20 protein-coding genes are annotated in these 22,480 nt (G+C 62.1%); 10 read left to right on the forward strand and 10 right to left on the reverse strand.

From position 1 onward, the window contains the following. Window position 1: 1 nt before the first annotated feature. Together queG and GVK95_RS01360 are read right to left on the reverse strand one after the other, a co-directional pair. Complete coding sequence (queG, locus tag GVK95_RS01355; protein ID WP_159946072.1) at window positions 2-1,156, reverse strand: tRNA epoxyqueuosine(34) reductase QueG; 1,155 nt, start codon at window positions 1,154-1,156, stop codon at window positions 2-4. An 11-nt stretch (window positions 1,157-1,167) separates the two neighbouring features. Next, on the reverse strand, window positions 1,168-1,860 hold the full coding sequence (locus GVK95_RS01360) for a glutathione S-transferase family protein (RefSeq protein ID WP_159947420.1): 693 nt from the start codon (window positions 1,858-1,860) through the stop codon (window positions 1,168-1,170). Window positions 1,861-2,002: 142 nt separating this feature from the next. Here GVK95_RS01360 and GVK95_RS01365 point away from each other — a divergent pair, with 142 nt between their 5' ends. Beyond that, window positions 2,003-2,809 (forward strand): undecaprenyl-diphosphate phosphatase, encoded by an 807-nt coding sequence (locus tag GVK95_RS01365; RefSeq protein ID WP_159946073.1) that lies wholly within the window; start codon window positions 2,003-2,005, stop codon window positions 2,807-2,809. Between the two features lie 66 nt (window positions 2,810-2,875). Here GVK95_RS01365 and GVK95_RS25000 read toward each other — a convergent pair whose 3' ends face one another. From GVK95_RS25000 to GVK95_RS01395, 7 genes are all read right to left on the reverse strand, one after another. Then, window positions 2,876-3,034 carry a hypothetical protein gene (locus GVK95_RS25000; protein WP_007598698.1) on the reverse strand — a complete coding sequence of 53 codons (159 nt, stop codon included), beginning with the start codon at window positions 3,032-3,034 and terminating at the stop codon, window positions 2,876-2,878. A 192-nt stretch (window positions 3,035-3,226) separates the two neighbouring features. Further along, entirely contained in the window at window positions 3,227-4,207 is a 981-nt protein-coding gene (locus GVK95_RS01370) for a complex I NDUFA9 subunit family protein (protein ID WP_159946074.1), read from the reverse strand. Between the two features lie 139 nt (window positions 4,208-4,346). Beyond that, window positions 4,347-4,634 carry a DUF1330 domain-containing protein gene (locus tag GVK95_RS01375; RefSeq protein WP_159946075.1) on the reverse strand — a complete coding sequence of 96 codons (288 nt, stop codon included), beginning with the start codon at window positions 4,632-4,634 and terminating at the stop codon, window positions 4,347-4,349. Window positions 4,635-4,668: 34 nt separating this feature from the next. Then, window positions 4,669-5,373: an orotidine-5'-phosphate decarboxylase gene (pyrF, locus tag GVK95_RS01380; protein ID WP_159946076.1), complete on the reverse strand. Its 705-nt coding sequence runs from the start codon at window positions 5,371-5,373 to the stop codon at window positions 4,669-4,671. Window positions 5,374-5,556: 183 nt separating this feature from the next. Then, window positions 5,557-8,763, reverse strand: coding sequence for a multidrug efflux RND transporter permease subunit (locus tag GVK95_RS01385; protein ID WP_159946077.1), 3,207 nt, complete (start codon window positions 8,761-8,763; stop codon window positions 5,557-5,559). Window positions 8,764-8,888: 125 nt separating this feature from the next. Next, the gene (locus GVK95_RS01390) at window positions 8,889-10,073 is read right to left on the reverse strand and encodes an efflux RND transporter periplasmic adaptor subunit (protein WP_159946078.1); all 1,185 of its coding nucleotides are present in this window, start codon (window positions 10,071-10,073) and stop codon (window positions 8,889-8,891) included. 53 nt (window positions 10,074-10,126) lie between these two features. Then, window positions 10,127-10,924, reverse strand: coding sequence for an alpha/beta hydrolase (locus tag GVK95_RS01395; RefSeq protein WP_200844211.1), 798 nt, complete (start codon window positions 10,922-10,924; stop codon window positions 10,127-10,129). A 156-nt stretch (window positions 10,925-11,080) separates the two neighbouring features. Between GVK95_RS01395 and GVK95_RS01400 the strand changes: the two genes are divergently transcribed. Next, entirely contained in the window at window positions 11,081-12,025 is a 945-nt protein-coding gene (locus tag GVK95_RS01400; protein ID WP_159946080.1) for a LysR family transcriptional regulator, read from the forward strand. 62 nt (window positions 12,026-12,087) lie between these two features. On the opposite strand, the gene hutC is transcribed toward GVK95_RS01400, so the two are convergent. After that, window positions 12,088-12,849, reverse strand: a complete 762-nt coding sequence (gene hutC / locus GVK95_RS01405; protein WP_159946081.1) for a histidine utilization repressor — start codon at window positions 12,847-12,849, stop codon at window positions 12,088-12,090. Between the two features lie 136 nt (window positions 12,850-12,985). On the opposite strand from hutC, the gene hutF reads away from it, so the two are divergent. The 8 genes from hutF (at window position 12,986) to hutG (ending at window position 22,479) form a co-directional block, all read left to right on the forward strand. After that, the gene (gene hutF, locus GVK95_RS01410; RefSeq protein ID WP_159946082.1) at window positions 12,986-14,356 is read left to right on the forward strand and encodes a formimidoylglutamate deiminase; all 1,371 of its coding nucleotides are present in this window, start codon (window positions 12,986-12,988) and stop codon (window positions 14,354-14,356) included. A 47-nt stretch (window positions 14,357-14,403) separates the two neighbouring features. Beyond that, entirely contained in the window at window positions 14,404-15,441 is a 1,038-nt protein-coding gene (locus GVK95_RS01415; protein ID WP_159946083.1) for an ABC transporter substrate-binding protein, read from the forward strand. A 107-nt stretch (window positions 15,442-15,548) separates the two neighbouring features. Beyond that, a complete protein-coding gene (locus GVK95_RS01420; protein WP_159946084.1) occupies window positions 15,549-16,406 on the forward strand; it encodes a proline/glycine betaine ABC transporter permease in 858 nt (285 codons plus the stop codon). Next, window positions 16,399-17,229: a glycine betaine/L-proline ABC transporter ATP-binding protein gene (locus tag GVK95_RS01425; protein WP_159946085.1), complete on the forward strand. Its 831-nt coding sequence runs from the start codon at window positions 16,399-16,401 to the stop codon at window positions 17,227-17,229. The genes GVK95_RS01420 and GVK95_RS01425 overlap by 8 nt, the downstream gene beginning before the upstream one ends. Beyond that, window positions 17,222-18,730 (forward strand): histidine ammonia-lyase, encoded by a 1,509-nt coding sequence (gene hutH, locus GVK95_RS01430; protein WP_159946086.1) that lies wholly within the window; start codon window positions 17,222-17,224, stop codon window positions 18,728-18,730. Before GVK95_RS01425 ends, hutH (GVK95_RS01430) begins: the two co-directional genes overlap by 8 nt. Then, on the forward strand, window positions 18,727-19,947 hold the full coding sequence (gene hutI / locus GVK95_RS01435; protein ID WP_159946087.1) for an imidazolonepropionase: 1,221 nt from the start codon (window positions 18,727-18,729) through the stop codon (window positions 19,945-19,947). The genes hutH (GVK95_RS01430) and hutI overlap by 4 nt, the downstream gene beginning before the upstream one ends. Continuing rightward, entirely contained in the window at window positions 19,944-21,479 is a 1,536-nt protein-coding gene (gene hutH / locus GVK95_RS01440; RefSeq protein ID WP_159946088.1) for a histidine ammonia-lyase, read from the forward strand. The genes hutI and hutH (GVK95_RS01440) overlap by 4 nt, the downstream gene beginning before the upstream one ends. Before the next feature lie 193 nt (window positions 21,480-21,672). Beyond that, entirely contained in the window at window positions 21,673-22,479 is an 807-nt protein-coding gene (gene hutG / locus GVK95_RS01445) for an N-formylglutamate deformylase (RefSeq protein WP_159946089.1), read from the forward strand. Window position 22,480 lies beyond the last annotated feature (1 nt).

Below are 22,480 nucleotides of genomic sequence, written 5' to 3' on the forward strand. Positions count from 1 at the left end.
ATCAGCTCTCCATCATCCATTCCGCCCGGACCGTGTCGTCGGCTTCCCTGATCAGACGCTCGTCGCGCAGCGTAGCGAGGCGATCGGGTGAAATCAGCCGCGTCAGCGCCCAGACAGCCATGCCGCGCACATCGGCCGAGACATCGTCCAGCAGGCTTTCGCAGGCCGGAGCAAAGGCTGCCGAACCGGAATTGCCCGCCGCGATCAGCACGTTGCGCACAAAACGGTCTCGCCCGATGCGTTTTACCGGCGAGCCGCTGAAATAGGTGCGAAACCCGCTGTCGTCCAGCGTCAGGAAGTAGCCAATATCCGGCGCCTTCAAATCGTCGCGGGCCTTGAGCTTCATCTCGCGCGCTTCGGCGGCAAACTTGTTCCACGGGCAGGCCGCCAGACAGTCGTCGCAGCCATAGATCCGATTGCCGAAGGCCGGCCTGAGCGCGGGATCGATGACGCCCTTGTGCTCGATCGTCAGGTAGGAAATGCAGCGCCGCGCATCGATCTGGTAGGGTGCCGGAAAGGCATCGGTCGGGCAGGCATCGAGGCAGGCCCGGCAGGAGCCGCAATGGTCGCGCTCGCCATCGTCGATGTCCAGCTCGGCTGTGGTAAACAGGCTGCCGAGAAACAGCCAGGAACCGAATTCACGGCTGACCAGATTGGTGTGTTTCCCCTGCCAACCCAGGCCTGCCGCCGCGGCCAGCGGTTTCTCCATGACCGGGGCCGTGTCGACGAAGACCTTTACATCAGCGCCGGCTCTGGCGGCAAAGCGGGTCGCGATCTCCTTCAGTCGGCCCTTGATGACATCATGATAGTCGCGGTTGCGGGCATAGACCGAGATGGCCGCCTTATCCGGCAGCGCCTGCAGCGCGCGGGGATCTTCGTCGGGGCCGTAGTTCATCCCGAACATGACGATCGAGCGCACCTCGGACCAGAGCACCTTCGGATCGCCGCGACGCTCTATCGTCTCTTCCATCCAGGCCATCGTGCCATGGCGTCCGGCATCAACGAATTGTTGCAGTCGCTCCGGCGCCTCGGGAATGGCATCCGGCAGCGTGATCCGACAGAGATCGAAGCCTTGCGCCTCCGCCTCCTTGCGCAGGAAGCCGGTGAGATCGGTCCGTCGCTTGATGGCCTTCGGATCGTTCTGCGGCTGGTCCATGGCCGGTGCCGTCAGAAATCGAGATCGGCGTAGTGCGAGACGGGGGTCAGGCCGCGCACGCGCTCCGTCAGCAACGGGCGGAAGGAGGGGCGCGACTTCAGTCGCTGGTACCATTCCTTGGCAACCGGGAATTCCGCCCAGTCGATCTCGCCGAGATAGTCGAGCACGGAAACGGCGGAGGCCGCTGCCAGGTCGGCATAGCTCAGCCGTTCGCCTGCCAACCATTGCCGCGATCCGGCAAGCCAGCTGAGATATTTCATGTGCTGGCGAATATTGCTGCGCGCGGTGCGCAGGATCTTGGAATCAGGTGCGCCGCCGCCAAGGCCGTTCGGAATGATCAGCTTGTGCACCCGTTCGCGCACCAGCGGCTTGGTGACGTCCTGCTCCATCTTCTGCAGGAACCATTCCGTCAATCGGCGGATTTCCGCGCGCTGGAACGGATCCTCGGCCAGCAGCCGCCGGTCGCGCTTCAGGACGCCGTGCGTCTCGTCCAGGAATTCGGAGATCACCATCGGCCCGCACAGCGCACGCATGTTGTCGTCAACATACACCGGCAGGGTGCCTGACGGATTGTAGGCGAGGAACTCGCGGCGCTTTTCCCATGTCTGTTCTTCGACAAGATCGACCTGGAAGCCGTATTCGGAGAGCACCAGACGGATAAACCGCGACGATGTGGACATGGAATGGTGGTAGAGGGTCGGCATTGTCACTCGAATTCTTGGGATTTCGCCTGCCGGTACGCCCGTGCGAGAGGCGACTGGTCATGACCTCGGCTTCCAAGCTATAGGAGCTTGGTTATCGCAATACAAGCAGATCGCTTCGCCATCCCGCCCTGAAAGAGTTTCCATGGAAGACCAATCCATCATCAGCGCCCTCGTGCTCGGCCTTATCGAGGGTTTGACGGAATTCATCCCCGTTTCCTCGACCGCGCATGTCCTTCTCGCCGGCCATTTCCTTGGTTTCGAATCACCGGGCAACACCTTCGCCGTGCTGATTCAACTGGGTGCGATCCTGGCGATCCTCAGTGTCTATTTCACCAAGCTGCTCGGCATTGCGCTGTCGCTGCCGTCCAGTCCCGAAAGCCGCCGTTTCGTGATGGCTATACTGATCGGCTTCCTGCCGGCAGCCGTGATCGGCGCGCTGGCGCATGACTTCATTAAGACCGTGCTGTTCGAGACACCGATGCTGATCTGTGTCGTGCTGATCCTCGGCGGGTTCGTGCTTTTGTGGATCGATCGCCAGCCATTGACGCCGAAATATACCGACGTCACGCAATATCCCTTGTCGCTCGCCCTGAAGATCGGTTTTTGCCAGTGCGTGGCGATGATCCCCGGCACATCGCGGTCCGGCGCGACCATCGTTGGTGCGCTGCTGCTCGGTGCGGACAAACGGTCGGCGGCCGAGTTCTCGTTCTTCCTCGCCATGCCGACCATGGCCGGCGCCTTCGCGCTTGATCTCTACAAGAACCGCGACGCGCTGAGCTTCGATGATGGCACGATCATCGCGATCGGCTTTGTCGCGGCCTTTGTCACGGCGCTGCTGGTGGTCAGGTCGCTGCTGGATTTTGTCTCGAAGCGTGGCTATGCGCCGTTCGCCTGGTGGCGCATCGCGATCGGCAGCATCGGGCTTATAGCCTTGCTTATCAGCCGTTGAGCCGCGCCGCATCTGTATGCAGGACACAAAAAAAGGCCACCGACGGGGTGGCCTTTTTTTTGTGTCTTATTCGGACGCCGTGATCGAACTCGTGCTGCACGGATCGACACCATAGGCTGGTGAGCAATTGCCCTTGCGGGCCGCGACTGTCGAAGGCGCGAGGAACGAACCGGCGATGATCACCAATGCCGCACACGCAAAGAACAGTGCGATGGACTTGCCCATAAAATGCCTCTTGAGGGTATAAATGAAGATGGGCTAGCGATCATTCCCGCCCTGCCGTTGGCGCCGAGTCTTTACGCATTGCCGTCAGAGGCATCAATAGAAGATCTTGCTTTATTCGAGGTTAACGCAGGTGTTTCCGCAACTGCGTCATTTGTGCAACGTCGAAACAGCAGACGCTCCGTTGGGCCGCCCTCATGCGGCCTTGCCGGAACCGGTGAACTGTCCGTGCGGACGGAAATGCACCAGATAGGTCGGCAGGATGGAGGCGACTTTCACCGGCTGGATCCCCATGCCTTCGAGGGTGCGGCCTTCGGCCTTGGCACTGTCCGACACGACATTGTCGCGCTTCAGCAGCGTCACCTGGTCGCTGGTCAGCGGCGGGCTGATCAGCGGGATTGCCGATGCGATGCTGCCGATCATCGAAGCGATGCCGAACGGAAGCGGCACGAGCGCACGCTTGCGGCCGATCACTTCGAGCATGGTCTGCAGACACTGCTTGAAGGTCAGCACGTCGCGACCGCCCAGTTCGTAGATCTTGCCCGACGCGATCCGGCCATCCACCGAGAGCGCAATGGCTTCGGCGACATCTTCGACATAGACCGGCTGGAACTTCGTCTTGCCGCCGCCCACCAGCGGCAGGAAAGGCGAGATGCGGGCCATGGCGGCGAACTTGTTGAAGAAGCTGTCTTCCGGTCCAAAGACGATTGACGGACGCAGGATCGTCGCGTCGGGAAGGATGGACTGGATTGCAGCTTCGGCGCGGCCCTTGGTCGAGGCGTAGATCGAAGAGGACTGCGCGTCTGCGCCAATGGCCGAAACATGCGTCAGGCGGGCACCCGCTGCGCGCGCGGCTTCGGCGACCGCACGGGCACCGAATTCCTGCACGGCGTCAAAGCTGTTCTTGCCGCTTTCAAACAGGATGCCGACGCAGTTGACCACATGGTCGGCGCCCTGCACGGCCTTGTCGATCGATCCCCGGTAACGCAGGTTCGCCTGCACGAAGGAAATCTGCCCGACATTGCCGAGCGGCTGCAGGAAGCCTGCGAGATCCGGACGGCGAACGGCGACGCGGATGCGATACCCGCGACGTGCGAGAGCCCGAACGACATGCCGCCCCACGAAGCCCGAGCCTCCGAAGACGGTGACGAGCGGCGGAAGGTTCGACAAGGTCATGATGGGCTCCCCTGAACTGCAACTGAATGGTGATTGAACGGCATTGGCACGGAATGCGCCTTGGATCTTGGCTTCTCTTAGCCGAATCGCAGCCGCAGCGAAAGGGCTGTTCCGGTGCCGTCAGGCGAGACTGACGGCCTCAGATACCCTCAACGACCATCATGTCCGCATCAGCCACTTCCTGGCGGATTTTTGCAGCAATCTGGTATTCTGGCGAATTATAGCAATCGACCGCCGCCTGATGCGACGGAAACTCGATGATCACGTTGCGCGGCCGGACATGGCCTTCCAACTCGGTCACCTCACCGCCGCGGGCAAGGAAGTTTGCACCGTATTTTTCAAAGGCAGGCTTGGCCGCAGCGACATAGTCCTTGTAGCGCTCTGCGTCACGAATGGTGACATGCGCGATCCAGTAACCCTTGGCCATGCTCTTCTCTCCCTTTTCGTGAATGTACCGTCTTTCAGCGAGCGGCTTGAAGTGTTGTGTCCATCTCGGCAAGGATTGCCAGGGCCGCAGCCTTGGGGTCTGCAGCCTTGACGATCGGCCGGCCAACCACGAGATGGCTCGAGCCGGCTTTCAGCGCATCGGCAGGCGTCATCACCCGCTTCTGGTCACCTTTGTCGGCACCGGCCGGCCGAATGCCCGGTGTCACCAGCGCCATGTCCGGGCCGATGATCGAACGCACGGCGGCGGATTCTTCGGCCGAACAGACGATGCCACCCATGCCGGCGGCACGCGCCTGCTCGGCGCGCTTCAGCACCAGCGTATGCGGATCATATTCGTAGCCGGCATCGACTAGGTCCTGCTCGTCCATCGAGGTCAGCACCGTGACGCCGAGCAGGCAGAGATCCGAACCCCTGGCGGCTTCGACGGCGGCGCGCATGGCCTTCGGATAGGCATGCAGCGTCAGCATCGACATGCCCATCTTGGCGATGTTTTCAACGCCCGAGGCGACAGTATTGTCGATGTCGAGCAGCTTCATGTCGAGAAAGATCTTCTTGCCGCTCTGGGCAAGGTCACGGGCAAATTCCAGGCCGCCGGCAAAGACGAGCTGGTAGCCGATCTTGTAGAAGGAAACACTGTCCCCGAGCTTGGCAACGATGGCCTCGGCCTCGGCAATGGTGGGGACGTCCAGTCCGACGATGAGACGGTCTCGTGCGCTCAAGGGGCTTACTCCTGTCAGATCTCCATGGCCGTCCAGTCGCATGAGACGGGCAGATCTGCAAGGGAGAAGACGCTGCTTTCATCGGCTTGGTCCCCTGTTTTGCAAGGCAGGGCACGCATGAGCCGAAAACGGACATGGGCGGGAAGATCCCGCCCATGTCATCAGCTTGGAGGAGTGGTCATGTCATTCCGCAGCGACGGAATGCTCCACGGCTGTGGCCGTCTGGCTGTTGGCAGGTTCCCGGTCATGCTGGATCAGCGGCCGGTTGCCGGCAAGCTTGCGCAGCAGCACATAGAAGACCGGCGTCATGAAGATGCCGAAGAAGGTCACGCCGATCATGCCGGAAAACACCGCGACACCCATCGCCGAGCGCATTTCGGCACCCGCACCGGTGGACACGACCAGCGGCACGACGCCCATGATGAAGGCCATCGACGTCATCAGGATCGGACGCAGGCGCAACTTGCTGGCCTCGATCGCTGCCCGAACCGGCGTTCGTCCCTCGAACTCCAGTTCCCGGGCGAATTCGACGATCAGGATGGCGTTCTTCGCCGAAAGTCCGACAAGCACCACCAGACCGATCTGGGTGAAGATGTTGTTGTCTCCCCCCGTCAGCCATACGCCGGTCAATGCAGCAAGCACACCCATCGGCACGATCATGATGATCGCGATCGGCAGGGTCAGGCTCTCATACTGGGCAGCCAGCACCAGATAGACGAGCAGCAATGCCAGCGGGAAGACCACGATGGACGAATTGCCGGCAAGGATCTGCTGATAGGTGAGATCCGTCCATTCGAAGTCGATCCCGGCGGGCAGGGTTTCCGCCGCGATCTGCTCGATCGCCGCCTGGGCCTGGCCCGACGAGAAGCCTGGAGCCGGACCGCCGTTTATGTCGGCGGCCAGGAAGCCGTTGTAGCGCGTCGTGCGTTCCGGTCCGGTCGTGGCATCGACCTTCAGCAGTGCTGACAGCGGGATCATCTGGCCCGACTGCGAGCGCACCTTCAACTGGCTGATATCCTCCGCCTTGGCGCGGAACTTGGCATCGGCCTGGACGCGCACGCTGTAGGTGCGGCCAAACGCGTTGAAGTCGTTGACATAGAGCGAGCCGAGATAGATCTGCAGCGTTTCGAAGACATCCGAGACGGAGACACCGAGCTGTTCAGCCTTGGCGCGATCGAGATCGGCGTAGAGCTGCGGCACGTTGATCTGGTAGCTCGAGAAGATGCCGGCCAGTTCCGGCGTCTGGTAAGCCTTGGCGATGAAGGCCTTGGTGGCTTCATCAAGAGCCTGGTTGCCGAGACCGGCGCGGTCCTCGATCTGCAGCTTGAAACCGCCGGTCGAGCCGAGGCCGTTGACCGGCGGCGGCGGGAACATGGCGATGAAGGCATCCTGGATGCCGGCATATTTCTGGTTCAGCGCCATGGCGATGGCACCGCCCGAAAGCTCAGGCGACGTGCGTTCCTCGAAATCGTCGAGAACCGCGAACACGATGCCGGCGTTGGAGCCGATGGTGAAGCCGTTGATCGACAGGCCGGGGAAGGCGATGGCATGGGCTACGCCGGGCTGTTCCAGCGCGATGTCGCTCATCTTCTTGATTACCTCTTCCGTACGGTCGAGGGTGGCACCGTCCGGCAACTGGGCAAAGCCGATCAGATACTGCTTGTCCTGCGCCGGCACGAAGCCGCCGGGAACGGCGCTGAAGGCCGTATAGGTCAAGGCCACCAGGCCAAGATAGACGATCATCACCAGCGACTTGCGCGACAGCAAACCACCAACGCCGCGGGCATAGCTGTTCGATGCCGCGCCGAATGCCCGGTTGAAGCCACGGAAGAACCAGCCGAAGATCCGGTCCATGAAGCGGGTCAGCCAGTCCTTCGGCGCGTGATGGTCCTTCAGGAGAAGGGCAGCCAGCGCCGGAGACAGGGTCAGCGAGTTGATCGCCGAAATGACGGTCGAGATCGCGATCGTCAGGGCGAACTGCCGGTAGAACTGACCGGACAGACCGGAGATGAACGCCAGTGGCACGAAGACGGCGACCAGTACCAGCGCGATCGCGATGATCGGGCCGGACACTTCCTTCATCGCCTTGTAGGTCGCATCACGGGGGCTGAGGCCGTTTTCGATATTACGCTCGACGTTTTCGACAACGACGATCGCGTCATCGACCACAATGCCGATGGCCAGCACGAGACCGAACAGCGTCAGTGCGTTGATCGAGAAGCCGAAGGCATACATCACGGCGAATGTGCCGATGATCGAGACGGGTACGGCGATCAGCGGGATGATCGACGCGCGCCAGGTTTGCAGGAAGATGATCACCACGAGCACGACGAGGGCAACGGCCTCGAGCAGCGTGTCGACGACCTTTTCGATCGAGGCGCGCACGAACTTGGTCGTGTCATAGGCGATTTCGTATTTCACCCCTGTCGGCATTGCCAATTGCAACTCGTCCATGGTGGCACGGACATTGTCGGCAATCTCGATGGCGTTCGAGCCGGGGGCCTGAAGCACGGCGACCGCGACCGCCGGCTGGCCGTCAAGCAGCGAGCGCAGCGTATAATCGGCTGCACCTAGTTCGATGCGGGCGACATCGCGCAGACGCGTGATCTCGCCGTTTGCACCGCTCTTCACGATGATGTTGCCGAATTCCTCCGGCGTCTGCAGACGGCCCTGGGCATTGACGTTGAGCTGCAGGTCGACGCCGGGCACGCTGGGCGAGGCGCCGATGGTGCCGGCAGCGGCCTGGACGTTCTGGCCGCGGATGGCATCGGTGATGTCGCTGGCAGCCAGCGAATGTTCGGCCGCCTTCTGCGGATCGATCCACACGCGCATCGAATAGTCGCCGGCGCCGAAGACCTGCACCTGGCCGACGCCCTGGATACGGGCAAGCCGGTCCTTGACGTTGAGCGTCGCGTAATTGCGCAGATAGGTAATGTCGTAGTCATCCACGGTCGAGACGAGGTTGACCACCATGATGAAGTCGGGCGAGCTCTTGACCGTGGTCACGCCGAGCGCACGCACTTCCGCCGGAAGACGCGGTTCCGCCTGCGAGACGCGGTTCTGCACCAGTTGCTGCGCCTTGTCGGCATCGGTGCCGAGCTTGAAGGTCACGGTCAGCGTCAGCACGCCATCCGACGTCGCCTGGCTGGACATGTAAAGCATGTCCTCGACGCCGTTGACCTGCTCTTCGAGCGGGGTTGCCACCGTCTCGGCGATCACGGTCGGGTTTGCACCCGGATAGACGGCGCGAACCACGATCGATGGCGGAACGACGTCGGGATATTCGGAGATCGGCAGGGATCGCATTCCGATCAGACCTGCGACCATGATCAGGATCGACAGCACGCCGGCAAAGACCGGCCGGTCGATAAAGAACCTGGAGATATTCATGTCAAAACCCTCTCTCTGGGGATGAACAAGAGGCGAAAAAACAGCCTGTCCCGCAGCTCGAGAGCTGCAGGAGACCGTGGCGGTGGATCAAAGTGGACCGGCGGCCCGGGGGCAGCCGGCCGAAATCAGTTGTTGGCGACCTTGGCTTCCGCCTGCGGGTCGACGACGACGCCTGGACGGATGCGCTGCAGGCCGTTGACGACGATGCGATCGCCGGCGGTCAGGCCCTTTTCGACAATGCGCATGCCATCGACGGAAAGACCAAGCACGACCTGCCGATAGGCAACCGTGTTGTTCGCATCGACGACGAAGACGAATTTCTTGTCCTGGTCCGTACCGATGGCCTTTTCGCTGATGAGAAGCTGGTTGTCGCTTTCCGGCTGGCCCATGCGCACACGGACGAACTGGCCAGGGATCATCCTGCCATCGGGATTGTCAAAGACGGCCCGCACGCGGATCGTGCCACTTGCGGCATTGACCTCGTTGTCGATCAACTGCAGCTTGCCATGGATCGGGGTGCCGTCATCGGCAAGCGTGCCGATTTCAACCGGGATCCGCTCGATGGCCGGAAGACCGTTTTCCACCGGCAGGCTGGCCAGTGCCCGGCTGACCAGTTCCTCGCCCGCATCGAAGCTGGCATAGATCGGGTCGGACGATACAAGGGTGGTCAGGGGCGTGGAGGCGGAGCCTTCGGCGACCAGGTTGCCGGGTGTGATTTCCAGCTTGCCGACACGGCCGCTGATCGGTGCGCGGATGTCGGTATAATCCAGATTGAGTTGTGCAGACGTGAGCTGAGCCGTGGCCGATTGCAGGGCAGCCAGCGCCTCCTTGTGGGTGCTTTCGCGCTGCGCCAGGTCGCTCTGCGATATGGTGTTGCGCGATGACAGCGTCTTGCCGCGCTCAAGCTCGGTCAGTGCCAGATCGACGCGTGCCTGGGCGGAAGCCACCTGGCCTTCAGCCTGGGAAACCAGAGCGGCATAGGGTGCTGGATCGATGGTGATCAGGCGGTCGCCGGCCTTGACCATGCTGCCTTCGCGAAAGTGAACCGACTGCACGGCACCGGCCACCCGCGACCGGAGTTCAACGCGGTCGACGGCTTCGAGCCGGCCGGAGAACTCCTGCCAGATTGTCACCTTGCGTGGCTCGACGGCGGTCACGGTGACCGGCACGGCGGGGGCCGCAGCGGCTGCTTCCGTCGACGCGGCATTGGCGGCGGTCGGCGGTGTGAAGTAGAACGCCGCACCTGTTACGGACGCAGCAACACTCATGCCGGCGCCCCACAGGGCCCAGCGTAGCTTCTTCGATGTCATCTTGGTCTCCTTGGCTCGAAACCGAGCCGATGGTTCTGGTCTAAATGCTCATTTCAATGTTTTAAGTTCTCGACGAAACTTTTGAATTGGCTGCAAAGGGGATCCAGCCAGTCGCCGCTTTCATCGCTGTAGATGCCCGTCCATCCGGAGGAGGCCGGGAAACTGTGTTGCGTGACCGGCACGCCCGCTTTTTTCAGCCGTGTCGCGTAAGCGATTGCCTCGTCACGAAGCGGATCGTTGTCGGCCGTCAGCACCAGAGCTGGCGCCAGGCCGGCGAGCCGGGTGCATTGGCAAAGGGCTGCATAGGGATGGGCAAAATTGCCCACCATCGAAAGATAGCGGCTCCAGCCGTCCGACCAGCGCTGCCGCATGCCGATCCGGTCGGCCTCGCGAAACGACACCGTCGCCATCCGCGGGTCGATCATCGGCGACAGCAGGATCTGCCCGCTCAATTCGCCCGGAATGAGATCGCGTGCCTTGAGCGCCACCCCCGCAGCGACATTGCCGCCGGCCTCTTCGCCAACCACCAGAAGCAGCGATTTTGCGCTTCCATAAGTCTTGCGCCGGCTGTTGAGGCAGCTCAACGCACTGAATGCCAGTTCCAGCGCCTCCGGAAAGGCGTTGTGCGACGGGCTGCTGTAGTCAGCCTCGACCACCACCGCGCCTGTATCCGCCAGCGCCCGCGCCACCGGCCGTTCGTTGGCCTCGGGCGCGGAGTCGAGAAACGCCCCGCCCCGCAGGTACAGCACGAGGGGCGGTGCTTTCGGCAGATCCGCGCCCTGGTAAACACGCACGCTCAATGGCGATGCCGATGGCCTGTTCGAGGCGATGTTTTCCCATTGCGCTGTCATTGAAATACCCATGGCGGCTCCCCATAAAAGGGGGACGAAAGCCGACGCTTGCTTGGGAACAAATATGATTGTCCCGAATAAACTGCACAAGTCAGCGAATTGTGATTATACTATTCCAAATTTCGGAATAATGGTGCGGCGCACAAGGAGGCTCATTTGGACCAGCTGTCGGCGATGCGCGTTTTCGTCCGTGTAGTCGAGACGGGCAATTTCACCCGTGCGGCCAGCAGCCTCAGTATGCCGAAGACCTCGGTGACCAATCTCATACAGAGCCTTGAGGGGCATTTGCGGACCCGGCTGCTGAACCGCACGACGAGGCGGGTGATGGTGACGACGGAAGGTGCGCTCTACTACGAGCGCGCGACGCAGCTGCTCAGTGAACTGGAGGAACTCGATGGCAGTTTCTCCAGCGCCCAGACCCAGCCCTCCGGACGTCTTCGCGTGGAAATGGCGGGTGTTTTCGCCGATCTTGTCGTCATGCCGGCCATCTGCGATTTCTATATGCGCTACCCCGATATTCGCCTCGATATCGGCGTCGGCGATCGCCTTGTCGACTACATCGCCGAAAATGTCGACTGTGCGCTCCGGGCCGGAACGCCGACCGATCAGTCGCTGGTGGCGCGCAAGGTCGGGGAGCTGGAGATGCACACCTACGCCGCACCGTTCTACGTCGAGAGATTCGGCCTGCCGCAGCATCCGAGAGAGCTTGAAGCCGAGCATTTCTGTGTCGGTTATCTGAATGCCCAGTCGGGCCGCATCATGCCGATGGAATTCGACCGTGACGGCGAGGCGCTTGAGATTGCACCCAATTACATCGTCTCGATCAATGACAGTCGCTCATACGTCAACGCTGCGATTTCCGGCATGGGCGTGGTTCAGGTACCCGAATTCATGGTCAAAACCTCGGTGGACAGGGGAGAGCTCGTCCCCGTCCTGACCGAATGGCATCGTGATCCGCTACCGCTTTACGTCGTCTATCCGCAGACCAGGCATTTGAGCAACAAGGTGCGCGTCTTCGTCGACTGGCTTGCCAAGGAGCTTCAGGCTGTCGGGCGTGAGCCGAAAGTTGCCCGGACCGCAAGTTGCTCAGTCTCGGCCTGATGGCGTGCTCTGACGGTATGCCTGGACGGTATGTCCTGACGGGGCGATCCCTTTAGCTTTGCTCACGAACTGCTTTCCAGCCGGTAGCGACTGCCGGGATAGAGAAGCCTGACGGATGTGACGATCCGATCCGCCGACCATGTGCGCCGCCGGATCAGCAGGCAGGGCTCCGAGCGGGCAATCGACAGATGTTTGCATTCCCACGGCTGCGGCAGCACCGCCTCGACAAACTGTTCCGTATGCGAGATCGGCGCTATGCGGGTCAGGTAGGCGTTCGGCGTGATCGCCTGAAAATCCTGGCCGAGATAGTCGGGCGCCACGGCCGGATTGACGAAACGGTCCTCGAGTTGGATCGGCACTTCGTCCTCGTGATGCAGGATAACCGAGTGAAACGCCGATAGCCCGACCTCGATGTTCATCGCCTCGGCAAGCTCGTGGCCGCAAACTTCGGTCTGGGCAAGGATGACCTGTGCCGTATGGATCGCGCCGCGCTCGTTGATCTCGTCGGCAATGTTGCGAACGCCCATGAAGGGAGCGCTGCGCTTCTTGGTCGCGACGAAGGATCCGCGCCCCTGCACACGCACGATCACGCCTTCGCTCGCCAGTTCGCGCAAGGCACGATTGGCCGTCATCCGGCTGACATTCAGGGTTTCGGCAATCTCGTTTTCCGACGGAACGCGATGATGCGGTGGCCATTCGCCGGTTTCGATCCGCTTCTTGATGTCGGCCTTCAGGCGCTCGTAGAGCGGAATGTCGCGCGCGCCCCCAGTTTGGCCTGCTGCAGTCCGGCCCTCAGCCTCGATCGTCCGGTCGCCTTCGGCCATGCTCGGTTCTCCCCGTCGTTCCGTCATGTGCATACAAAATACGCATCGGAAATAAAGCACAAAGTTTTTGCGAGCCTACTTGCCGCTTTTCAAAAACTCTGCCATCTTCCCTATACAACTTGCTAAGGTTACGCAAATGACGGCGGCTCGCTCTCTCCTCTGCAAACAGATATTGCTGCCGCAAGGCTGGGCATCGGACGTCTTGGTGCGCGTTGGCGACGATGGCAGCATTGTCGCGATCGAAATCGGTTCCGACGATGTTCCGCATCTGGAGCGCATCAGTGGCCCGGTCGTTCCGGCCCTGCAAAACCTGCACTCACACGCATTTCAACGCGCCATGGCCGGTCTCGCGGAGCTGGCCGGGTCTACCGACGACAGTTTCTGGACCTGGCGCGACGCGATGTATCGGCTTGTCGGGCGAATGTCGCCGGACGATATCGAGATTGTCGCAACAAAGTTGTATAGTGAACTACTGAAGGGTGGCTTCGGCCACATCGTCGAGTTTCACTATTTCCATCATGCTGCCGGCGGTCGTCGCTATGGTAATGTGGCCGAGACATCCCTGCGGATCCTGCGTGCGGCGCAAGCGTCTGGCATCGGCCTGACCCATCTGCCGGTCTTCTACGCACATGCCGGTTTCGGCGGCACGGAGCCGGGCGAGGGGCAGCGTCCCTTCATTCATGATGTCGATCAGTTTCTGGGCCTGCTGGATGCGCTGAAGCCTGAGTGTGATGCCGTGGGCGCTACCCTCGGCTTGGCCATTCATTCGCTGCGGGCAGCGACGCCGGATGAAATGCGCACCATCCTGTCGGCCGAAAAGACCGGCGGCCCGATCCATATACACGTCGCCGAACAGGAGCGGGAGGTCGAGGATTGCCTCGGCTGGAGCGGCCGTCGGCCGGTTGAATACCTGCTCGATGAAATGCCGATGGACGCACGCTGGTGCGCCATCCACGCGACGCATATGACGCCGGATGAAACGGCACGGCTGGCACGGTCCGGTGCGGTGGCAGGCCTTTGCCCGGCAACCGAAGCCAATCTTGGCGACGGAATTTTCCCGGCGACCGATTATGTCGGCCATGGCGGCGCGTTCGGTATCGGTACCGACAGCCATATTGCAACGACCGTTGCCGAAGAATTGCGCCTGCTCGAATATGGCCAAAGGCTGCGTGACCGCCGCCGCAACCGTCTGGCAAGCGGCCCCGGCGCATCCGTTGGCCGAACCCTGTTCGATGCGGCTCTGAACGGTGGCGCACAGGCTGCCGGCATGCGCACCAGCGGCATTCGCGTCGGCGCGCGTGCCGATCTAGTGGTTCTCAACGACGACAATCCGTTCATCGGCACGGCATCGGGCGATCAGGTTCTCGATCGCTGGCTGTTTGCCACCGGCAATGACGCCGTGCGCGATGTGATGGTCGGCGGCCGGTGGGTGGTCCGTGACGGTCGACATCACAACGAGGAAACAATTGATCGCGATTTCCGCGAGGTGCTTCTGCGGCTCGCTTAGCCTTTGAGCCGAATTTCATTCATCAGCAAATCAAAAAGGGGAATCTCATGCTGAATGCCAAACTGAAATATACACTTCTTGCCACGGCTCTGATGCTCGGCGGCTCCGCCATGAGTGCCAGTGCCGCGTCCTATTGCGCCGACGGCAAGACCGTCACCTTCGCCGGAATCGACTGGGAAAGCGGCGCGCTGATCACCGAAGTGATGAAGGAGATCCTGTCGAAGGGCTATGATTGCAAGGTGGATTCGATCCCCGGCAATTCGGTGACGCTGGAGCAGGCGACCGCCAACAATGACGTACAGATCTTTGCCGAGGAATGGATCGGCCGTTCCGACGTCTGGAACAATGCCGCGGCGGCCGGTCAGGTGACGTCGGTCGGCAAGACCTTTGTCGGCGCAGCCGAAGGCTGGTTCGTGCCCGAATATCTCGTCAAGGGTGACGAAGCCCGCGGCATCAAGGCCGCAGCCCCTGATCTGAAGAGCGTTTCGCAGCTGTCCGATCCGAAGTTCGTCGAACTCTTCAAGGATCCGGAAGAGCCTTCCAAGGGCCGCTTCCTCAACTGCCCGTCCGGCTGGACCTGCGAAGGCGTCAACTCCGCCAAGCTCGAGGCCTACAAGCTGACGGATGCCTATGTGAATTTCCGTCCGGGCACCGGCACCGCGCTCGATGCAGCGATCAGCTCGGCCTATCTTCAGGGCGAGCCGGTGCTGTTCTACTACTGGAGCCCGACGGCCGTGATGGGCAAGTTCAAGCTGGTTCAGCTTGAAGAGCCGGCTTACGATGAGGCCTGCTGGAAGGAACTGACAAGCGCCACCGGCAAGCGTGAAGCCGGCTGCGCCTTCCCGGCGGTCGAGGTCGCCTACGGGGTCAACAGCACGTTCGCCAAGGAAGCGCCGGAGATTATCGAAATTCTCTCCAAGGCAACATTCCCGCTGGACGACGTCAATGCCAGCCTCGCGTACATGACGGATGAAAAGGCCGATGCGGTTGCCGCCGCCAGCCAGTTCCTCAAGACCAAGGGCGACGTCTGGGGCGCCTGGGTTTCTGCCGATGCCAAAGCGAAGATCGAAGCTGCGCTGAAATAGCATGAAATGGCCGCATGCCCTGTGGCGTGCGGCCATATCCATACGCCGTATCCCAGCGATCCGTTGGGCGGGCACGTAGGCGAATTGCCATTCCAAGGATCTGAGCGATGTTTCCCGACGCCTTCCATATCTCCATCCGCGGGCCGATCAACGATGCGGTCCAGGCGCTGGTGGTCAATTACGGCTTTGTCTTCAAGGCTATCTCGCAGACCATTCTGCAGGCCATTCTGTTCATCGAATGGATCGTCCGTGGTCTGCCATGGTGGCTGATGATCATCGCCTTCATGGCACTGACATGGCAGGCAACCCGCAAGGTCACGCTTGTCGCGACCGTTGCCGTTCTGCTGTTTGCCATCGGCGCGCTTGGTCTCTGGGATCTGGCCATGCAGACTTTGGCGCTGATGTTGATGGCGACACTGATTTCGGTGGCGATCGGGGTGCCGGTCGGCATCTGGCTGGCCAAGAGCCGACTGATGCGCAGCATCACGCTGCCGGTACTCGACGTCATGCAGACGATGCCGAGCTTCGTCTATCTTATTCCCGCGATCATGCTGTTCGGTCTCGGCAAGGTGCCGGCCGTCCTGGCAACCATTGTCTATGCCGTGCCGCCGCTGATCCGCCTGACGGATCTCGGCATCCGCCAGGTCGACAGCGAGGTTGTCGAGGCGGCAACTGCCTTTGGCGGCAGCCCGCGGCAGATCCTGTTCGGCGTCGAGCTTCCTCTGGCCACGCCGACGATCATGGCCGGGCTGAACCAGACGATCATGATGGCGCTTTCCATGGTCGTGGTCGCGTCGATGATCGGTGCCCGCGGTCTTGGCGAGCAGGTCTTGAACGGCATTCAGACGCTTGATGTCGGCAAGGGACTGGAAGCGGGCCTCGGCATCGTCATCCTCGCCATCGTGCTCGATCGTATCACCCAGGGCTTCGGCCGCTCCAGCCAGGAGGATGGCCAGAATGGCTGAGATTGAAATCCACAATGTCTACAAGATCTTCGGCCGCAATTCGCAGGAAGCGCTCGTAATGGCGCGCGGGGGTGCGGAGAAGAGCGAGATCCTCGAGCGCACCGGATGCAGCGTCGGTCTGAACGATATCAGCCTGAAAATCGGCGCGTCGCGTATCTTCGTCATCATGGGCCTGTCGGGATCGGGCAAGTCGACGCTGGTGCGCCATATCAACCGGCTGATCGAGCCGACCAGCGGCGAGATCCTCGTCGATGGCGGCAACGTGCTTGATCTTGGCCCGCGCGATCTGCGCGAGTTCCGGACCCGCCGGGTCAGCATGGTGTTCCAGAGCTTCGGCCTGATGCCGCACCGGACCGTGATGCAGAACGTCGTTTACGGCCAGCGGGTTCGCGGGTTGAGCAAGGCCGATGCCCATCCCATCGGCATGAAATGGATCGAGACGGTCGGCCTGCTCGGCTACGAGAACAAATACCCGCATCAGCTCTCGGGCGGCATGAAGCAGCGCGTCGGTCTGGCCCGTGCGCTGGCGGCAGACACCGACGTGATCCTGATGGACGAGGCCTTTTCGGCGCTCGATCCGCTGATCCGCAGCGACATGCAGGACCAGTTGCTGCAGCTGGAAAAGAACCTGTCAAAGACGATCGTCTTCATCACCCACGATCTCGACGAGGCACTGCGTATTGGTGCCGAGATCGCGATCCTCAAGGATGGCAGGCTGGTTCAGGTCGGTACGCCGAGCCAGATCCTCAATACACCGGCGGATGACTATGTCGCCCGTTTTGTCCAGCGTCGTGCCGGCGCGGAGGTGGCGCAGCATGGCTGATCGCATCATTCTCGATGGTGCCCTGGACTGGCAGGACATCGCGACCGTTGCAAACGGAGCGGAACTCGTTCTGTCCGCGGCGACGTGGAGCCGCATTGATGCCGCGCGGGCCATCGTCGACGCACTGGTGGAACGCGAGATCCGCGGCTATGGCATCAACACCGGCGTCGGCGCACTCTGCGATGTAATCATCAGTCGCGCGGATCAGCAGACCCTGTCGCGCAACATCATCCCCAGTCATGCCTGTGGCGTTGGCGAGCCGCTGGGCAAGGCGGAGACGCGCGCGGTGATGGCCGCGCAGATCGCCAATTTCGCCCACGGCTATTCCGGCGTCAGCAGGCCGGTGGTCGAGACGCTTCTGGCGCTGCTCAATGCCGATATGCTGCCCATCATCCCGTCGCGCGGCTCGGTTGGATATCTGACCCACGCCGCCGCCATCGGCCTCGTGCTGATCGGTGAGGGCGAATGCCGCCATGGCGGCACGTTGATTTCCGGCAGCGAGGCTCTCGACCGGCTTGGCCGGGTGCCGCTCGCCCTGCAGGCCAAGGAAGGCCTCAGCCTTGTCAACGGCACGCCCTGCGCCACCGGTCTCGGTGCGCTTGCCGTGTCGCGTCTCTCCCATCTGGCCGATTGGGCCGATGCTGCCGCCGCGATGACCTATGAGAACCTTGGCGCCCAGTCCGATCCGTTTGCCGAAATGCCGCTGGCGCTTCGCCACTCGCCCGGCCTGCAACAGGTCGGCCGTAATCTGCGCCAATGGCTCGCGGGCAGCGCGCTTCTGGCGCAATCGGCAGGAAGCCGCACCCAGGATCCGTTGAGCCTGCGCGCTGTGCCGCAGATCCATGGCGCCGTGCGCGATGCCTTGGTGCATGTTGCAGACGTCGTCGATCGGGAACTGGCCAGCGTGACGGACAACCCGGTCGTCGCCGGATCGCCGGAGGCGCCCGAAGTGCATTCGCAGGCGCATGCCGTGGGAGCCGCACTCGGTCTCACGATGGACAGCCTCGCGACCGCTGCCGCAGAACTCGCAGCGATTTCCGAACGCCGGATCGACCGTTTGGTCAATCCGCTGGTCAGCGGATTGCCGGCCTTTCTCGCGGCTGGAAGTGGCGTATGCTCCGGTTTCATGATCATTCAATATACCGCAGCCGCCCTCGTGGCGGAAAACCGGCGGCTGGCAGCACCCGCCAGCCTCGATGGCGGCATCACGTCGGCGCTGCAGGAGGATATCCTGACCCATGCGACGCCCGCCGCCGACAAGGCCTTGGCGATCCTCGGCAACTTGCAGACCATTCTGGCCATCGAAGTCATGGCGGGGGCCCAAGCCTACGACCTGCAGTCAGGTTCGGCAGACAAGGCAAAGCGGACTGCAGCACTTTATCAGCGCGTCCGCCAGAATGTACCCTTCTACCGCGACGACCGGCCGCTCAACGCCGAGGTAGCCAAGGTTCGTGCGATGATCGGTATCCTGTCGGCACAGCTGGACGGAGACGCACGATGAAAACGTTGCTGTGCAATGCAAGACTGGCGACGCTGGCGCCCAATCTTCCGGGCCTCGGCATCATCGAGGATGGTGCCATCCTGATAGAAGACGGCCGCATCGCCTATGTCGGTCACGCGGTCGATGCGCCGACCGATGGCGCGGCCACAATGGTGGATTGCCAACGCCGGTGGATCACGCCGGGCCTGATCGACTGCCACACGCATCTCGTCCATGCCGGCAATCGCGCACGGGAATTCGAGATGCGTCTGGCCGGCGCCTCCTATGAGGAAATTGCCCGTGCCGGCGGCGGCATCGTCTCGTCGGTGCGCCAGGTGCGGGATGCAAGCGAGGCCGATCTGGTTGCTGAGACTTTGCCGCGCCTCGATGCCTTGATCGCCGAAGGGGTGACCACGGTCGAGGTTAAGTCCGGTTACGGCCTGGCGGTCGAGGCCGAATTGAAGATGCTGCGCGCGGCGCGGTCTCTGGGCGACCAGCGTCCGGTCAATCTCACCACCACCTATCTCGGCGCCCATGCGACACCGGCCGATTACAAGGGCCGCAATGGCGATTTCATTCGCGATGTGGTCCTGCCCGGTCTGGAAGCCGCCCATGCGCAAGGGCTCGTCGATGCCGTCGATGGTTTCTGCGAAGGCATTGCCTTTTCGCCTGCAGAAATGCGCGTGGTTTTCGATGCGGCCAAGGCGTTGGGTCTGCCGGTCAAGCTGCATGCCGACCAGTTGTCCAATCTGCATGGGGCAGCGCTGGCAGCAAGCTATGGCGCGCTCTCGGCCGATCATCTGGAATATACCGACGACGAGGGCGCGGCGGCCATGACCCGGGCCAGCACCGTCGCCGTCCTTTTGCCGGGCGCCTATTATTTCATTCGCGAAACGAAGAAGCCGCCAGTCGAGCTGTTCCGCAAACATGCAACAAAAATGGCGCTCGCCACCGATTGCAACCCCGGTACATCGCCACTGACCTCGCTGCTTTTGACGATGAACATGGGTGCGACGCTGTTTCACCTCACCGTCGAGGAATGCCTCGCCGGCGTCACGCGAGAGGCGGCACGGGCGCTCGGACGCCTGGAGACAATCGGCACGATAGAGACCGGCAAGCAGGCCGATCTCGCCATCTGGAACGTCGAGAGCCCGGCCGAGCTGGTCTATCGCATCGGTTTCAATCCGCTGCATCAACGGATCTGGAACGGGAAAATTACCGGAGGACGTCACTCATGACCATCACGCTTCATCCCGGCAGCGTATCGCTGGCCGAACTGGCGAATATTTACTGGAACAGCGAAAGCGTCGTGCTTGACCGCAGATTCGACGCGGGCATTGAACGCGCCGCCGCCCGCATCGCCGCGATCGCTGCCGGCAACGAGGCCGTCTATGGCATCAATACCGGCTTCGGCAAGCTCGCCTCGATCAGGATCGATGCGGCCGACACCGCGACGCTGCAGCGCAATCTGATCCTGTCGCATTGCTGTGGCGTCGGCCAGCCGATGCCTGAAAACATTGTCCGCCTGATCATGGCGCTGAAGCTGATCTCGCTTGGCCGTGGCGCGTCCGGCGTGAGGCTCGACCTGGTGCGCCTGATCGAGGGCATGCTGGACAAGGGCGTGACGCCGCTGATCCCGGAAAAGGGCTCGGTCGGGGCGTCGGGCGATCTGGCACCGCTTGCCCATATGGCGGCCGTGATGATGGGTGAGGCGGAAGCTTTTTATCTGGGCGAACGCCTTTCCGGTGGCGTGGCGCTTGAGCGGGCAGGCCTCAAGCCGGTCGTACTGGCCGCCAAGGAAGGGCTGGCGCTGATCAACGGCACGCAGGCCTCGACGGCTCTGGCACTCGCCGGTCTTTTCCGCGCCCATCGTGCGGCCCAGGCAGCGCTGATCACCGGCGCGCTGTCGACCGACGCGGCCATGGGCTCCTCGGCGCCGTTCACCGCCGATATCCACACATTGCGCGGCCACAAGGGCCAGATCGACACCGCCGCCTCACTGCGCGGCCTGCTGGCCGGTTCGGTGATCCGCGAAAGCCATCTTCAGGGTGACGAGCGCGTGCAGGACCCTTATTGCATCCGCTGCCAGCCGCAGGTCGATGGCGCCTGCCTCGATTTGCTGCGCATGGCGGGTCGTACGCTTGAGATCGAAGCCAATGCGGTCACCGACAATCCGCTTGTACTCTCCGACGACAGTGTCGTTTCCGGTGGCAATTTCCACGCGGAACCTGTGGCCTTTGCCGCCGACCAGATCGCCATCGCGGTCTGCGAAATCGGCGCCATTGCCCAGCGCCGCATCGCGCTTCTGGTCGATCCGGCGCTGTCCTATGGCCTGCCGGCGTTTCTCGCCCGCAAGCCGGGCCTGAACTCGGGCCTCATGATCGCGGAAGTCACCTCGGCTGCGCTGATGAGCGAAAACAAGCAGATGTCGCATCCGGCTTCGGTCGACTCGACTCCGACATCGGCCAATCAGGAAGACCATGTTTCGATGGCCTGCCATGGCGCTCGCCGCCTGCTGCAGATGACGGAAAACCTGTTCTCGATCATCGGCATCGAGGCCCTTACGGCAGCGCAGGGCGTGGATTTTCGCGCGCCCTTGACCACCAGCCCCGAATTGCAGAGGGCGGTTTCCACCTTGCGCACTGTTGTCGCCACGCTGGACGAGGATCGCTTCATGGCGCCGGATCTGGCTGCGGCCAGCGCCCTGGTGGCGGATGGCTCGCTGGTGGCGAGCGTTTCGGATGGCTTGTTGCCGGGACTGGAGGGTTGAGCATGGGTGTGATCGGTTCACCCCCCTCTGTCCTGCCGGACATCTCCCCCACACGGAGGGAGATCGAACTGCGGCACATCGCAATGCTTTCCATAAATCTGGATGGTTGCGGCGATCCGATCTCCCCCCTTGTGGGGGAGATGGTCGGCAGACCAGAGGGGGGTGGTGTCGGGCACCAAGCGGGGTGGCTGCAATGACGTTCGAAGTCACACAAGGCAACTCGCCGGTCATTCTCGCCTTTCCGCACACGGGCACCGAAGTCCCGCCCGCGATCTGGAGCCGGCTGAATGACAACGGCCGCATGCTGGCCGATACCGACTGGCATATTCATCAGCTCTACGCAGGTCTCCTGCCGAACGTGACGACGGTGCGCGCCACCTTCCATCGTTATGTCATCGACGCCAATCGCGATCCGACCGGCACGAGCCTCTACCCCGGCCAGAACACCACCGGGCTGGTGCCTGTGACGGATTTCGATGGGGTGCCAATCTGGGCCGAAGGCGAAGAGCCGTCGGAATCCGATGTCGAACATCGGTTGAGAACGTTCCACGAGCCCTATCACGCGGCGCTGCTGGCGGAGATCGAACGGGTCAAGGCAATTCACGGCGTGGCTGTTCTCTACGACTGCCACTCGATCCGGTCGTTGATCCCCTTCCTGTTCGAAGGCCAGCTGCCGGATTTCAATATCGGCACGGACATGGGGCGGACCTGCGATCCGCGCATCGAGGCCGCCGCAGCAGAGGTCGCCCGCGCGGCCGAAGGTTGTACGTCGATCGTCAACGGCCGCTTCAAGGGCGGCTGGACCACCCGACACTACGGACAGCCACAGGATGGCGTTCATGCCATCCAGATGGAACTGTCGCAGATATCACACCTCACCACCGAAGAGCCGCCCTTCGCCTATGACGACGAGAAGGCAGGGCGGCTGCGCATTCACCTGAACCAGATCCTGGCACGCATCGAAGCCGTTGCGGATCAACTGAAGACCAAGGGGAACTGAG

It is taken from the genome of Rhizobium sp. 18065 (assembly GCF_902706095.1).
Lineage (GTDB): Bacteria > Pseudomonadota > Alphaproteobacteria > Rhizobiales > Rhizobiaceae > Allorhizobium.

Excerpts from the sequence above, each read along its gene's own strand:
- queG (WP_159946072.1), bottom strand. The coding sequence starts at position 1,156 with ATGGACCAGCCGCAGAACGATCCGAAGGCCATCAAGCGACGGACCGAT.
- GVK95_RS01360 (WP_159947420.1), bottom strand. The coding sequence starts at position 1,860 with ATGCCGACCCTCTACCACCATTCCATGTCCACATCGTCGCGGTTTATC.
- GVK95_RS01365 (WP_159946073.1), top strand. The coding sequence starts at position 2,003 with ATGGAAGACCAATCCATCATCAGCGCCCTCGTGCTCGGCCTTATCGAG.
- GVK95_RS25000 (WP_007598698.1), bottom strand. The coding sequence starts at position 3,034 with ATGGGCAAGTCCATCGCACTGTTCTTTGCGTGTGCGGCATTGGTGATC.
- GVK95_RS01370 (WP_159946074.1), bottom strand. The coding sequence starts at position 4,207 with ATGACCTTGTCGAACCTTCCGCCGCTCGTCACCGTCTTCGGAGGCTCG.
- GVK95_RS01375 (WP_159946075.1), bottom strand. The coding sequence starts at position 4,634 with ATGGCCAAGGGTTACTGGATCGCGCATGTCACCATTCGTGACGCAGAG.
- GVK95_RS01385 (WP_159946077.1), bottom strand. The coding sequence starts at position 8,763 with ATGAATATCTCCAGGTTCTTTATCGACCGGCCGGTCTTTGCCGGCGTG.
- GVK95_RS01390 (WP_159946078.1), bottom strand. The coding sequence starts at position 10,073 with ATGACATCGAAGAAGCTACGCTGGGCCCTGTGGGGCGCCGGCATGAGT.
- GVK95_RS01395 (WP_200844211.1), bottom strand. The coding sequence starts at position 10,924 with ATGACAGCGCAATGGGAAAACATCGCCTCGAACAGGCCATCGGCATCG.
- hutC (WP_159946081.1), bottom strand. The coding sequence starts at position 12,849 with ATGGCCGAAGGCGACCGGACGATCGAGGCTGAGGGCCGGACTGCAGCA.
- hutF (WP_159946082.1), top strand. The coding sequence starts at position 12,986 with ATGACGGCGGCTCGCTCTCTCCTCTGCAAACAGATATTGCTGCCGCAA.
- GVK95_RS01415 (WP_159946083.1), top strand. The coding sequence starts at position 14,404 with ATGCTGAATGCCAAACTGAAATATACACTTCTTGCCACGGCTCTGATG.
- GVK95_RS01420 (WP_159946084.1), top strand. The coding sequence starts at position 15,549 with ATGTTTCCCGACGCCTTCCATATCTCCATCCGCGGGCCGATCAACGAT.
- GVK95_RS01425 (WP_159946085.1), top strand. The coding sequence starts at position 16,399 with ATGGCTGAGATTGAAATCCACAATGTCTACAAGATCTTCGGCCGCAAT.
- hutH (WP_159946086.1), top strand. The coding sequence starts at position 17,222 with ATGGCTGATCGCATCATTCTCGATGGTGCCCTGGACTGGCAGGACATC.
- hutI (WP_159946087.1), top strand. The coding sequence starts at position 18,727 with ATGAAAACGTTGCTGTGCAATGCAAGACTGGCGACGCTGGCGCCCAAT.
- hutH (WP_159946088.1), top strand. The coding sequence starts at position 19,944 with ATGACCATCACGCTTCATCCCGGCAGCGTATCGCTGGCCGAACTGGCG.
- hutG (WP_159946089.1), top strand. The coding sequence starts at position 21,673 with ATGACGTTCGAAGTCACACAAGGCAACTCGCCGGTCATTCTCGCCTTT.